Origin of the sequence: Flavobacterium sp. H4147, assembly GCF_029360735.1 — a bacterium.
Lineage (GTDB): Bacteria > Bacteroidota > Bacteroidia > Flavobacteriales > Flavobacteriaceae > Flavobacterium > Flavobacterium endoglycinae.
Map to the genome: position 1 here is coordinate 842,471 of NZ_JARKNB010000001.1, position 12,900 is coordinate 855,370.

General features: G+C 32.5%; 14 protein-coding genes. 4 read left to right on the forward strand and 10 right to left on the reverse strand.

Going from position 1 to position 12,900, the window contains the following annotated elements; translation table 11 throughout:
- Nucleotides 1–71: 71 nt before the first annotated feature.
- Nucleotides 72–1,127, forward strand: coding sequence for a 3-isopropylmalate dehydrogenase (gene leuB / locus P2W75_RS03645; protein ID WP_207298159.1), 1,056 nt, complete (start codon nt 72–74; stop codon nt 1,125–1,127).
- Between the two features lie 91 nt (nt 1,128–1,218).
- Here leuB and P2W75_RS03650 read toward each other — a convergent pair whose 3' ends face one another.
- On the reverse strand, nt 1,219–1,686 hold the full coding sequence (locus P2W75_RS03650; RefSeq protein ID WP_207298160.1) for a DUF6252 family protein: 468 nt from the start codon (nt 1,684–1,686) through the stop codon (nt 1,219–1,221).
- Nucleotides 1,687–1,892: 206 nt separating this feature from the next.
- On the opposite strand from P2W75_RS03650, the gene P2W75_RS03655 reads away from it, so the two are divergent.
- The 3 genes from P2W75_RS03655 (at nt 1,893) to P2W75_RS03665 (ending at nt 3,765) form a co-directional block, all read left to right on the forward strand.
- Nucleotides 1,893–2,456, forward strand: a complete 564-nt coding sequence (locus P2W75_RS03655) for a 30S ribosomal protein S16 (protein ID WP_207298161.1) — start codon at nt 1,893–1,895, stop codon at nt 2,454–2,456.
- A gap of 15 nt (nt 2,457–2,471) precedes the next feature.
- Nucleotides 2,472–2,996 carry a ribosome maturation factor RimM gene (gene rimM, locus P2W75_RS03660; RefSeq protein WP_207298162.1) on the forward strand — a complete coding sequence of 175 codons (525 nt, stop codon included), beginning with the start codon at nt 2,472–2,474 and terminating at the stop codon, nt 2,994–2,996.
- Nucleotides 2,997–3,057: 61 nt separating this feature from the next.
- On the forward strand, nt 3,058–3,765 hold the full coding sequence (locus P2W75_RS03665; protein ID WP_276378958.1) for a tRNA1(Val) (adenine(37)-N6)-methyltransferase: 708 nt from the start codon (nt 3,058–3,060) through the stop codon (nt 3,763–3,765).
- On the opposite strand, the gene P2W75_RS03670 is transcribed toward P2W75_RS03665, so the two are convergent.
- From P2W75_RS03670 to P2W75_RS03710, 9 genes are all read right to left on the reverse strand, one after another.
- Nucleotides 3,762–5,057, reverse strand: a complete 1,296-nt coding sequence (locus P2W75_RS03670) for an HlyD family secretion protein (RefSeq protein ID WP_276378959.1) — start codon at nt 5,055–5,057, stop codon at nt 3,762–3,764. The genes P2W75_RS03665 and P2W75_RS03670 overlap by 4 nt on opposite strands.
- Nucleotide 5,058: 1 nt before the next feature.
- The gene (locus P2W75_RS03675; protein ID WP_276378960.1) at nt 5,059–7,251 is read right to left on the reverse strand and encodes a peptidase domain-containing ABC transporter; all 2,193 of its coding nucleotides are present in this window, start codon (nt 7,249–7,251) and stop codon (nt 5,059–5,061) included.
- Between the two features lie 14 nt (nt 7,252–7,265).
- A complete protein-coding gene (locus tag P2W75_RS03680; RefSeq protein WP_276378961.1) occupies nt 7,266–8,096 on the reverse strand; it encodes a DUF6625 family protein in 831 nt (276 codons plus the stop codon).
- Between the two features lie 7 nt (nt 8,097–8,103).
- Nucleotides 8,104–8,379 carry a hypothetical protein gene (locus tag P2W75_RS03685; protein WP_276378962.1) on the reverse strand — a complete coding sequence of 92 codons (276 nt, stop codon included), beginning with the start codon at nt 8,377–8,379 and terminating at the stop codon, nt 8,104–8,106.
- A 90-nt stretch (nt 8,380–8,469) separates the two neighbouring features.
- Nucleotides 8,470–9,669 (reverse strand): vitamin K epoxide reductase family protein, encoded by a 1,200-nt coding sequence (locus P2W75_RS03690; RefSeq protein WP_276378963.1) that lies wholly within the window; start codon nt 9,667–9,669, stop codon nt 8,470–8,472.
- 144 nt (nt 9,670–9,813) lie between these two features.
- Nucleotides 9,814–11,001, reverse strand: a complete 1,188-nt coding sequence (locus P2W75_RS03695; RefSeq protein ID WP_276378964.1) for a TlpA disulfide reductase family protein — start codon at nt 10,999–11,001, stop codon at nt 9,814–9,816.
- A gap of 83 nt (nt 11,002–11,084) precedes the next feature.
- On the reverse strand, nt 11,085–11,273 hold the full coding sequence (locus P2W75_RS03700; RefSeq protein WP_207298170.1) for a hypothetical protein: 189 nt from the start codon (nt 11,271–11,273) through the stop codon (nt 11,085–11,087).
- A 200-nt stretch (nt 11,274–11,473) separates the two neighbouring features.
- Nucleotides 11,474–12,592: a TlpA disulfide reductase family protein gene (locus tag P2W75_RS03705; protein ID WP_276378965.1), complete on the reverse strand. Its 1,119-nt coding sequence runs from the start codon at nt 12,590–12,592 to the stop codon at nt 11,474–11,476.
- Between the two features lie 75 nt (nt 12,593–12,667).
- The gene (locus P2W75_RS03710; protein WP_276378966.1) at nt 12,668–12,856 is read right to left on the reverse strand and encodes a hypothetical protein; all 189 of its coding nucleotides are present in this window, start codon (nt 12,854–12,856) and stop codon (nt 12,668–12,670) included.
- Between the last annotated feature and the right edge of the window lie 44 nt (nt 12,857–12,900).

Here is a 12,900-nt window from a genome sequence, read left to right on the forward strand (position 1 = left end):
TCAGAACCTTAGCATAAAAAACTTAAAACCTTAGCAACTCAGAACCTTTGAACCTTTTAAAAAAATATAGAATGAAATTAAACATAGCCCTTTTAGCCGGAGACGGAATCGGACCAGAAGTAATCGATCAAGCTGTAAAAGTATCAGATGCTGTTGCGCAAAAATTTGGACATGAAATCACTTGGAAACCAGCTTTAACTGGTGCTGCCGCAATTGATGCAGTAGGTGAACCTTATCCAGATGCAACACACGAAATCTGCAAAAATGCTGATGCCGTTCTTTTTGGAGCAATTGGCCACCCTAAATACGATAATGATCCTTCTGCACCAGTACGTCCTGAACAAGGTTTGTTAAAGATGCGTAAAGCTTTAGGTTTGTTTGCAAACGTAAGACCAACTTTTACATTTCCATCTTTATTAGACAAATCGCCGCTAAAAAGAGAAAGAATCGAAGGAACTGATTTAGTTTTCTTAAGAGAATTAACTGGCGGAATTTACTTTGGTGAAAAAGGAAGAAAAGACAACGGAGATACTGCTTATGACAACTGTGTTTACACAAGGGAAGAAGTACAGCGTTTGGCTAAAAAAGGTTTCGAATTAGCAATGACTCGTTCTAAAAAATTATGCTGCGTTGATAAAGCAAACGTTTTGGAAACTTCACGTTTATGGAGAGAAACCGTTCAAGCAATGGAAAAAGATTATCCAGAAGTTGAAGTTTCATACGAATTTGTTGATGCTGTTGCTATGCGTTTGGTTCAATGGCCAAACTCTTATGATGTATTAATTACGGAGAACTTATTTGGAGATATCTTAACAGATGAAGCTTCTGTAATTTCTGGTTCAATGGGATTAATGCCTTCTGCATCTATGGGAGCTGAAGTATCTTTATTTGAACCTATTCACGGTTCATATCCACAAGCTACAGGATTAAACATTGCGAACCCAATGGCGACTGTTTTATCTGCTGCTATGATGTTCGAAAACTTCGGATTAATGGAAGAAGGAAAAGCAATGAGAGATGCTGTAAACAAAGCCCTAGAAGCTGGAGTAGTTACTGAGGATTTAGCCAACGGAGGCAAAGCTTACGGTACTAAAGAAGTTGGTGACTGGTTAGCTGCGAATGTATAAAAGTTAATTTTGTTTCAAGTTTCAAGTTCCAACAACCTGAAACTTGAAACCTGAAACAAAAAAAGGGATCAGCTTTTCGTTGATCCCTTTTTTATTGAATTGGAACTTTATAGAAAACACCTTCAGTAAAATTAATGCTTGGTTTTTCTGTATTGGTTTGATCTTCATTAACTGCAGTAAATCGGAATGTTCCTGAAATAGTGTTGTTGGCAGTATTTAGTTCTGTTATTATAATTTGTCCGCTGCCCGAATTTGTTCCTGTTGAGAATGAAACTGCTGCTGACGGAAGTGTATTAGTATAAATTCCTTTTGACACATCATTGTTACCTAAAACATATGTTCCTTCTTCTGAAGAAGCAGTTTTTAAAATAACATTTTCATAACCTAGAGAACCTTCTATTACAACAGTTCCATTTGTTTCTAAATGAGCTTTATACGTTTGTGCTCTCCAAAAGTCTTTGTCTTTTAAAGTTTGAAAGGCCGGATTATTAAATTTAACATCTTCTGTGCAAGAAGTAAAAAAACCTATCAGGCACAATAAAAAGATCCATTTTTTCATTTGTTGTGGTATTATCGAGAAAATTTTAGCAAAAGTATTGTTTTCTAAAGAAATAAGTAAAATAGAAACTCAGGCGAGTTGATTTTTTAACAAAAATCTAACTAAATACAATTATTATACATTTCAACGTATTATTGATAAAAAAATTATATCTTTGCGCCCTTAATTAACAGAGGTCGAGTACCTCAAAATTTAATCATAAGATTATGTCAGTAAAAATTAGATTACAAAGACACGGTAAAAAAGGAAAACCTTTTTACTGGGTAGTAGCTGCAGATGCACGCTCAAAAAGAGATGGTAAATACTTAGAGAAAATTGGTACTTACAATCCAAACACTAACCCAGCAACTGTTGAGTTAAACCTTGACAGCGCAGTTAAATGGTTACACAATGGTGCACAACCAACTGATACTGCAAGAGCTATCCTTTCTTACAAAGGTGCTTTATTGAAACACCACCTTGATGGAGGAGTTCGTAAAGGAGCTTTAACTCAAGAACAAGCTGATGCTAAATTAACTGCTTGGTTAGAAGCAAAAGCTGGAAAAGTTGACGCTAAAAAAGATGGTTTATCAAAAGCACAAGCTGATGCTAAAGCTAAAGCTTTAAAAGCTGAAAAAGAAGTAAACGCTAAACGTATCGCTGCTGCTGCTCAAGCTGAGGCTGATGCTATTGCTGCTGCTTCTGCAACAGAAGAGGCTACTGAAGAAGTTGCTGAAGCAACTGAAGAAGCTCCTGCTGCTGAAGAGAATAACGAAACAACTGAAGCATAATTTTACTTAGCGATAATGCGTAAAGAAGAATGTTTTTATTTAGGTAAAATCGCTAAAAAATTTAGTTTCAAGGGCGAAGTCTTAATCTACTTAGACACAGATGAGCCTGAGTTATACGAAAATCTGGAATCAGTGTTTGTTGAACACAACAAACACTTGGTTCCTTTTTTTATTGAATCAAGTTCTTTACACAAAAACGACTTTCTAAGGGTTCGTTTTGAAGATGTAAACACCGAAGAAGATGCTGATGCTCTTGTTGGAAACGCCATCTACCTTCCATTAACTATGTTACCAAAACTTACAGGCAACAAATTCTATTTCCACGAAGTTATAGGTTTTGAAATCGAAGACCAGCGTTTAGGCGTTTTCGGTAAAATAACCTCAATCAATGATTCTTCTGCACAACCCCTTTTTGAAGTTTTAAATGGCGAAGTCGAAATCTTAGTGCCAATGATCGACAATTTCCTTGTAAAAATCGATCGTGAGAACAAAAAGGTAATCATGAATCTTCCCGAAGGTCTTGTGGAGATGTACCTTTAAGAAGTATTCAGTCACAGTTTTAAGTGTTCAGTTTTCTAACTGAACTTAAAAAATTTTCATCATGTTTAAATTTAAGCAATTCTCTATCAATCAAGATCGTTGCGCTATGAAAGTGGGCACAGATGGTGTTTTACTTGGTGCTTGGGCTCCTATTCATCATAATCCATTTAGTATTTTAGATATTGGTGCAGGAACTGGAATTGTTGCTTTAATGCTGGCACAAAGAACTCATGCCGAACAAATTGACGCTTTAGAAATTGATGAAGACGCTTACGAACAAGCTGTTGAAAATTTTGAAGCTTCACCGTGGGGAGATCGATTATTTTGTTTTCACGCTGGTTTAGATGAGTTTATCGAAGAACCAGAAGATGAATATGATTTAATTGTTTCCAATCCTCCTTTTTATGCTGAAGATTATAAAACTGAAAACGAACAACGTGATTTAGCAAGATTTCAAGATGCAATGCCTTTTGAAGAATTGGTTGAAGCCGCTGATTTGCTTTTATCTGAAAACGGTATTTTCGCCCTCATAATCCCTTATAAAGAAGAAGAAAAATTTATTGCTTTAGCAAAAGAAGCAGCATTATATCCCATAAAAATTACACGAGTTAAAGGACATGGGACCTCACCTCTTAAACGTAGTCTGCTGGCTTTCAGCCGACATGAAAATACTGAAATCGAAATCGATGAATTAACAATCGAGATCGAAAGACATGTTTATACGCCAGAATACATTGAGCTCACTAAAGATTTTTATTTGAAATTTTAAACCTGTTCAAATATACTTTTAAATTGGTATAAAACCCTTTCCAGCAGACGAAGGTCTTCGGTGACAATTTCAGCGCTTCCTTTCATTTCCTGCTGAAAAACGATTTGTTTATGGTACGAAGTCACCAGTCCGTTTGGAAGAGCGACATCCAGAAGCAGATTTCCGTCTTTATCCGGAACAAGCGAAATGTTTTTAATTTTTCCTTTTAAAACACCAAATTCTCTGTCTGGGAAATTAGCCAGACGGATATTAACTCTCTGCCCTACTTTTATTTTACCCGAATTCAATGCCGGCGCTTTTACTTTTCCGATAAAACTGTTTTTCGCATCCGGAATAATCGAAAAAACATTATCTCCTGCGTTTATAGTCTGGTTTTCTGTCCAGACCTGCAGAAAAGTAACCTTTCCGCTTATCGAAGATTTTAAGGCATATGCCAGTTCCCAGTCTCTTATAACTTTTTTTAGCTGGTAAAAGGACTGCGACACGCTGCGTCCGAGATTAACTTCTTCTTTAGTGCTGTTTATCTGCGAATTCTGGCTTGATTTTGTATTATCAATCAAAGAAGACTTTAACTGCGAAATGGAAGAAAGAAGACCTCGATAACTTTTCTGCGCCTGAAGAAAACTTAATTTTTTAGCTTCCATTTCCTGAGCTGAAATAATTCCTTTATTGAACAAAGTTTCAAAACGGGCAATTTCATTTTTCTGAAGCTCCAGCTCGCCTTCATTTATTATCTTCTGCTGCTGCAGAATTTCAAGCCTTTCCTTAATCTGGATTTTTTCCGACTGCTGTGCTCTGCTTTCCACTTCAAAAGGATGAAGGTCTTTGTTTAATTCCTGGGCCTGGTAATCTTTCTGGAAAACAGCATAAGCGCTTTCTATTTCCCCAAGCTGTTTGTTTTTAAGCAGAGCAAAAGGAAATTCCTTTCCCGGATCGTTAATATTATATCCTTCCACAATGCTTTTCAAAAGAAAAACATCTCTGTAATCGGCAGTATTTTCTATTATGGCAAGCGTACTGTTTTTAGAAACCGTGCCTTTATTTTTTACCAGAATTGCTTCAATTCGTCCTGATGATTTAGCTACAATTTTTTCGGGCGGAATATTGGTTGTAATTACAATTTCGGTATTGACAACATCGGGATATTTTACAAACCAGGAAATAAAAAACAGCATGATAATGATGACAAAAATCAAAACCGTTCCCCACCGGATCATCCAATGCGGTACTTTGGTGAGGATGTCCTGCACTTCTTCACTTCTTAATTCAAATGTAGTAGTATCTTCTGCCATATTAATTTCCCAGCTGTAATTGGTTTTTTACCAGTTCAAAATAGTTTCCTTTCTGTTCTACAAGCGAAGTATGAGAACCTATTTCTATTATTTTTCCTTTGTCCAGAACTACTATCTGGTCTGCGTTCATGACTGTGCTTAAACGGTGCGCGATTACAATAACGGTTTTGTTTTTAAAGAAAACATCCAGTTTCTGCATAATTTCTTTTTCGTTATTGGCATCCAGAGCGGATGTTGCTTCATCAAAAAACAAGATTTCAGGATTCTTATATACCGCTCTTGCAATAAGCAGCCTTTGTTTCTGTCCGGTGCTCATCCCGGTTCCTTCGGCACCGATTTTTGTATTATATCCTAAAGGAAGTTCGCTTATATATTCTTTAATATTGGCCACATCAGCAGCATAAACCAGTCTTTCCTTATCGATTATATCAACTCCTATAGCAATATTATTGGCAATCGTATCGCTGAAGATAAATCCTTCCTGCATAACCGCTCCAATGTTTGCCCGCCATGCTCTCTGTGAAATATTTTTAAACTGTGAATTTCCAATTGTAATTTCTCCTTTTTCAGGTTCGTAGAATTTTAAAAGCAGTTTCATCAAAGTTGTTTTCCCGCTTCCGCTTACCCCTACAACCGCCGTTACTTTATTAGCCGGAATAGTCAGACTTAAATTATCGAGAACAGGAATATCAGATCCCAGATAGCGGTACGATAAATCTTTGATCTCAATATCTGAATTATACGGAACATCACTGCTCTGATGGCTTTCCTGCTGGGTTTCATCTTCTTTCTCATGAATTTCTGATAATCTTGCCAGCGATATTTTAGCATCCTGAAGTTCTCTTACAAACTCAATTAACTGCGTAATCGGCCCGTTTAAACTCCCCACAATCGAGCTGATGGCAAGCATCATTCCCAGTGTAATAGAACCATCAATTACCAGTTTTGCCGATAGAAATATGATAAATATATTCTTTAATTCATTAATTACCGAAGAGCCTATAGTTTGTGTCTGTTCTAAAACCAGACCTTTTATTGAAACCCTGAAGAGTCTTGCCTGTACGTATTCCCAGCTCCAGCGTTTCTGCTTTTCGGCGTTATGAAGCTTGATTTCCTGCATTCCGTTAATAAGCTCCATCACTTTGCTCTGCTCCTGTGAAACTTCCGAAAATCGTTTGTAGTCTAATGCTTCCCTTCGTTTTAAAAACAAAACAATCCATCCGAAATAAAGAAGGCTTCCGGCAAAAAATACTAAGAATATTTTCAGGTTGAAATAAGCAAGCACACCTCCTAAAACAAACATATTAATTACAGAAAACAATACATTGAGCGATGATGTCGTAAGGATTTTTTCGATTCTGCGGTGGTCATTAATACGCTGCATAATATCCCCTGTCATTCTTACATCAAAAAATGAAATAGGCAGATTCATCAATTTAATGAAGAAATCCGATATCAATGAAATGTTTATACGGGTGGAAAGATGCAGCAGGATCCAGCTTCTGATAAGTTCCAAACCTGTTCTTCCGGCAAAAAGGAACAGCTGCGCAAAAAGAATGAGATAAATAAAATGGATATTCTGGTTCTGGATTCCTATATCAACAATACTCTGTGTTAGAAAAGGAAAAATAAGCTGCAGTAAACTGCTGGCCAGCAGTCCAATGCTTAACTGGATCAAAAATGATTTATAACGGAGTACATACTGAGATAAAAGTCCAAAACCAAGTGACTTTCCGTCTTCTTTATCAAAATCCGACTGAAAGAATTTTGGAGTGGGCTCCATGAGCAGTGCAACACCTTCCTGAGTCTGGTCGTCGGCATTATTGCCAATCCAGAACTTCAAAAAATCTTCTTTATTATATTCGATCAAACCAAAAGCAGGATCAGAAATATAATACGTTCCTTTTTTGATTTTGTAAAGTACGACATAATGATTTTTATTCCAATGCAGAATACCCGGCAGAGGCGCTTCTTCCAGTCTTTCTAAACTCAGCTTGACACCTAAAGTCCTAAAACCGATTTTTTCAGCCGCATCGCTCAAAAAAAGCAGATTACTTCCTTCACGAGTCGTTTCACTGCTGTCTCGTAATTCCTGGATTCTGATTGTTTTGCCATAGTGTTTTGCTATAATCTTTAAACACGTTGGCCCGCAATCTTTAAAATCTGCCTGTTTATAATGCGTGAATTTTTTCAATTCTCAATTATTTCCTACCTCGAATGGTAAATTTTGGTTTTGCTAATGTAATATTTATCGGGCACTTTGAGAACTTTTTTATTTACATTATAAATCTTTTTAAACCAAAATAAATGATACATTATTCCCTCAAATTGGTTTTTGTAATAAACTCTACCATTATCAAATGTTATTCTCCCAGTTAATCCTTCAAGAAGAATAAAATCAAAATGAACTTTAATTTCATTTTTCAATTCTGCTTTTTTAATTATATGAGTAAAACTTTCAATTTCTGTATCCAGATCAAATATTGCTTTCCCTGATGTCAACTCATCCCATGCAAAGTTACATTCGTCAAAACAATAATGTTTGGAATTAGAAAGAACTTTCATATAGTCTTTACTTTTCATAAAAAAAGTATTCATTATTGGGTTGTTTTTATATAATGCAAAACATCCTGTTGTATAATCATGTCTAACACTAATGAAATCATATTTATCTAACATATCTATAGTAATAAAATCACGTATATTACCATAAATAATATCTAAATCACTTTGTCCCCAAAAATCATATTCCTCTATAATTTCTGGAAATAAAAAACCATAGGCTGGCTTAAAATCGCAGAGTTTATAAGGATAATCAATATTTACTTGAAAGCCAAGTTTTTCCGATGCATCTAATTTTAATTCTTCTAAAGTTTTAAGCACAATAATTACATTATCAGGTTTTCTCAATATAGTCTCTAAATTGTCTGTGATAATGTAAAAATCAATACTGGGATTAAATGCACAAGAATGTATAAAATAAGGAAAATACCATGGATATTCACCATACCAACAGGTTATAACTGCTATTGATTTCATTTACGAGCTAAAAATCATCTTCTATTAAATCATTTATAAAAAACTCGAGGTTATCTCTACTGTATGTTTTTGGATATTCAAAACCATTGACAAAAATGGTGGGTGTGAAATTATAATCATTTTCTTCGCACCATTTGTATTGAGAGCTAAACATTTCATCAAATTCGATAGTTGCGTCTATGGGAAACAAACTAAACCATTCTCTTAAATTTTTGATCTCAAACCAATCATTTAATGCTTTGATAAAATCAGATTCGCCATTTTGTTGGTATATTTTTATCAAATTTCTAAATAGCTTTTTTCTCTCTTCGTTTTCTGTTTCAAAATTTATTTTTAATATTATTTGTATTTGTAAATCATTATAATGTTTTTTTTAAATTGTCTCTATCAATTTGTGCGCACCTTTACAATGACTACAAAATGGACTCGAAATAACTGTAATTATAGTTTTACTTTCTTTATTGCCAACTAATAATAGGCTTTGTGGCAATAGAACTTTATTTTTTGAAAGTAACGAGTTTTTGAAAATATCATAATTTCGCTCAAATCGAATAGCCTTTAATTGATATTCTTTCAATTCTTTTTGTTTGGTAAGCAATTTTTTCAAATTAGACCAAATTAGAGTTATTGACAAAAAAATAAATCCAAAAATAATTACTGATTTGGTTAAAATTCTAAAAGTTATATTTTGAAGAAGAGCCAGATAACCCAACTCTAAAAGGATAATAGAAATAATAGCCATACAAATGGGGCACCATTTTTTCTCGACAAATTTTTGATAATATACCGATAAAAATAAAATGGGAATGGATATTAAAAGCAGTATTTTTTGAATTGTAAAATAGTCTCTCACATTGTTAGAAAATAAAAACACCAGTAAGCCTAAAAATTGAGAAACAAAGAATACAATACTCAAATCACTAAAATTTACAACTTCAAAAATTTTCCATTTAGTAGAATCCACGACATTAGCACAACTAGTGGATGACGTCATATTACAAAAACTGTTAAGCAAGGTACTTTTTGTACCAAACAAATCCTTCAGGGCGGCAATAGAGAAAAAAATACCAATAATTGGAAAAACAAGAAAAAGTTTAGTTAAAAAGTCTGTCTCGAATTGAGAAAGCAATAATGCAAACAACAATAAAGCGAAGATTTGTAAAACCTTTGATAAAGAACTTTTAGTTTGTTTTAGTGTTTCTTCATTTTCTAATTTCTCTATTAAAAGTACAATACCATTCCATCTTGATTCTAGTTCTGATTCAGTAATTGTTAACGTTTTTTTACCTTTATTCCAAAGATAGATATTGTCTTTTCTTTCAACAAAGTAGAGTTGTGGGCTATTAGTTTCTTCATTTAAAAAAGTAACGTAATGATCTGGCAACAACTTAATATCAGAGACTTTTACTCGCATTACTCCATTCTCAATATTAAAAAAACTTAATGTGTCTGTAATTGATAGTAAAGAAGGATAATCGGGATGTGACTGATTTTGGAATAAGAATTCTTCTTTGTCGATGCCAATGTTTTCTTTGTCAAGGTATTGAAATAGGTAATTTAATTCATTTTTCATTTTTTCGAGTAAAATTTAATTGAGGCATTTCATATAAGCTATTGCATTGCCATAATTTTAATTGATTCTTTTCCTAAAAGAAAAATTGTGTAAGAATCAATAGAAGGTTTTTGTTATTGATTATTTGGAAAATGACATTATAGATTAGTCCTGAAATACTTTACTAATCATGCTTTCTATTTCTGCTTTGATTTCTACACTGCTACCTATCCACCTGCCAATGATATTGCCATCTTTATCTATTAATATTTTTACTGGAATTCCTGTTACCGCATATATATCTTCGATTGCACTTTTGTTTTCCTTAATTGAAAAATGTTTCCATTTTTCAACATTTTCTGTTTTTATTGTATTTCTCCATAAATCAAGTTTTTCGTCCCTCGAAACACTTATAATTTCTAAACCTTTGTCTTTATATTTAAAATATATTTCTTTTAAAAAAGGAAAATCTTCTCTGCACGGACCACACCAACTTGCCCAAAAATCAAGAAGCACACACTTATTATTTCTAAATGAACTTAGTTGTAATAAGTTATCATTTACATCTCTTCCTTTAAAATCAGGGGCTAGGCTTCCAATTCTACTATTCTTAGAGTATATTAATTTTTCAGCCAACTGTTTTCCCCCATAAGATTTTTTAACTTCTGGCGATAATTTATTGTATAAATTTTTAATTGTATCATATGAAATTTGTTCATCTTCCTGCATTAATATGTGATACAATAAATCAGGTGCTATAAATGAATTTGGATTCTTTTTTATAAATTCAAATTCCGATTGTTTATTTATTTTAATATTTTGATCGACCAATTGATCTAACTGTAGATCAAGCGAATTTAAACTCTTTTGGATTTGATTTTTTAAAGAATTATCACTTATTGTAATCATTTTATCAGAATAAGATCTACTTAATTCTCTAATAGAATCAATTTTTTTATGATTTTTTTTCTTCTCCATTGTATTTTGTAAGGAATCAAACTCATCGTTAGATTTTGAATTATGTACAACTATAGTATTGAAATCATTAAAATCGAGTTTAACATCCATTTTACATGGCTCCAAATAAAATATTTTTGAATTTAAATTTGTCATGTAAAATTTAGGGTGAGTACAAATAATTGCTTGGGTTGGGAAATCAATTTCTCCTGTAAATACAAATTTATTGTTATGAATCCTTGAAGATTTGGTGATGCTTTTGCCATTAATCTTATATCTCAAATAAATGCTTTTTGTGTTAGCATTTTTTGAGCAGATGCCATTTAACATAAAGTTGTGCTGCGCTACCATTATAAATGAGAGAAAGAAAAGGGAAATTGAAAGTTTTAATTTCATATAATCAAGTTTAATCAAAAGCAAGAAATCTTAATTAAATTAAGATTCCCTGCTTTTAAGAATAATTTACTAACAAGTACTAATTATTTAAATGTAAAACAAGAACGTCCATCGCACGCATTACAACCTGATCCGCAATCATACGCACTAGAACACGCACCACACCCTTTTTTATTTTCATCATATACTCCACTCCCAGCCATAATAGTCTTCATTTCTTTTCTTGATAATTTTCCTTGCGCTGTTGCAAGAGACATTTTCTGAATTTTCATAGTTTTAAAATTTTAATATTATACATTCTAAATCAAAAAATAAAAATTGTCGCGATTAAGTTTTTTTTTAAGATTTACGCTACAAAAATGATTAAAACAAAAATTACTCAATCGTTTTCTGTAGGAATTTTTTAGGCTTTTTTTGGAAATTGAAATATAATTGCATTTGAAATACAAATTCGGTTTAGTCAATTCTTACATTAATCTTTTTTAAACACCGAAATAGGAACTTGAGGCTGTCTGACATAATCATCAAAATATGTTTTAATTTTATAAGAATTTATTAATAATTTCTCGAGTTCTTCGGGTGCAATATTTTTTTGAATAACTTCACCTTTATTATTAAGCAGGTAATTGGTGGGAAATGAAAATATTTTTTCTTTAGAGGCAAAAACACCATTCTCATCTAAATAATTTTTCCACGGTATTTTTTTTTCAATTACTCTTTTCTGCCAATATGTCTTTACATTTTCTGTTTTATCTGTAGAAATGCTGATTATATTCAGACCATTTGAATTATATCTTTCGTATAAGGCAATCCATTTTGGCATTTCTTCTAAACACGGCCGACAGCGACTAAACCAAAAATCTATTAAAGTATATTCTGTTTCGGGTATTTGTAATGTTTCAAATTTTAAATTAATGTTTTTCAAAACTATTTCAGGAAACTCTAAACCTTCTCTTATTTCTATATCTAAGAACTCTTCATTTATCTTTTTCCAAAGAATGTCATTTTTAATTTTTTGTGAAAAAGATTGCAGACTTTTATTATATAATTCCGTATACCCTTCTTTATTGAATCTTCCAATTAAAAACCAAAGTGCAACATATGAATCTGGATTCTCTTTAATATAATTGAATAATCTCTCGTCTAAACTTTCATCAAAATTGTAAAAATGAAAATTTTCTTTTTTACCTTTAAAAATATAAGGGATGAATCTATTTAAAAATTCTTTATTGGTATTCCCGTTTGATTTTTTTATTCTGAAATTTGAATCCAATGATATTAAGGTCGTCGTATTATCAATAAAACAACAATCAAATCTAAGCTTACCACTATTTTTTTCACTATTTAAACCAACTACATACATTTGAGGATAATCGATACTAAGATTCAAATGAAATTCATTTTTAATGATAGGAATGCTTAAGAGTTGATTTTCATAATATTTATCATCTAAAAATAGTCCTGGAATAAAAGAAATAGTATCGTTAATGTTTTCTTTTGTCTCTATGTTTCCATGTACTGTAATTTTAACCTGACTATAAATCAAGCCAGAAATAAATAAAGTAAAAATTGTAATCGTTTTATTTATCATCTTTAGTTATTTAGGAATAAGTTTCACTACATTTTGTCGTGAAACTTAAAAATGGGAAATATGATGTCTTAAAAATTAGGCATAACAACAATAACTGCAAACACCTGTTTCTCCATTATTTGTTACTGCACAACCAGAATCACAAGCACGTGTAGATACGCAAACACCTCCAGTACCGCTAGCGCTCCCAGCCATAATAGTCTTCATTTCTTTTCTTGATAATTTTCCTTGCGCTGTTGCAAGAGACATTTTTTGAATTTTCATAGTTTTAAAATTTTTAATTATTATGCATTCTAAATCAAAAAATA

What these genes read in the sequence shown, in the direction of transcription:
- P2W75_RS03710 (WP_276378966.1), bottom strand. Translation starts at nt 12,856, where the DNA reads ATGAAAATTCAAAAAATGTCTCTTGCAACAGCGCAAGGAAAATTATCA.
- P2W75_RS03690 (WP_276378963.1), bottom strand. Translation starts at nt 9,669, where the DNA reads ATGAAAAATGAATTAAATTACCTATTTCAATACCTTGACAAAGAAAAC.
- P2W75_RS03655 (WP_207298161.1), top strand. Translation starts at nt 1,893, where the DNA reads ATGTCAGTAAAAATTAGATTACAAAGACACGGTAAAAAAGGAAAACCT.
- P2W75_RS03705 (WP_276378965.1), bottom strand. Translation starts at nt 12,592, where the DNA reads ATGATAAATAAAACGATTACAATTTTTACTTTATTTATTTCTGGCTTG.
- P2W75_RS03650 (WP_207298160.1), bottom strand. Translation starts at nt 1,686, where the DNA reads ATGAAAAAATGGATCTTTTTATTGTGCCTGATAGGTTTTTTTACTTCT.
- P2W75_RS03670 (WP_276378959.1), bottom strand. Translation starts at nt 5,057, where the DNA reads ATGGCAGAAGATACTACTACATTTGAATTAAGAAGTGAAGAAGTGCAG.
- P2W75_RS03680 (WP_276378961.1), bottom strand. Translation starts at nt 8,096, where the DNA reads ATGAAATCAATAGCAGTTATAACCTGTTGGTATGGTGAATATCCATGG.
- leuB (WP_207298159.1), top strand. Translation starts at nt 72, where the DNA reads ATGAAATTAAACATAGCCCTTTTAGCCGGAGACGGAATCGGACCAGAA.
- rimM (WP_207298162.1), top strand. Translation starts at nt 2,472, where the DNA reads ATGCGTAAAGAAGAATGTTTTTATTTAGGTAAAATCGCTAAAAAATTT.
- P2W75_RS03695 (WP_276378964.1), bottom strand. Translation starts at nt 11,001, where the DNA reads ATGAAATTAAAACTTTCAATTTCCCTTTTCTTTCTCTCATTTATAATG.
- P2W75_RS03700 (WP_207298170.1), bottom strand. Translation starts at nt 11,273, where the DNA reads ATGAAAATTCAGAAAATGTCTCTTGCAACAGCGCAAGGAAAATTATCA.
- P2W75_RS03665 (WP_276378958.1), top strand. Translation starts at nt 3,058, where the DNA reads ATGTTTAAATTTAAGCAATTCTCTATCAATCAAGATCGTTGCGCTATG.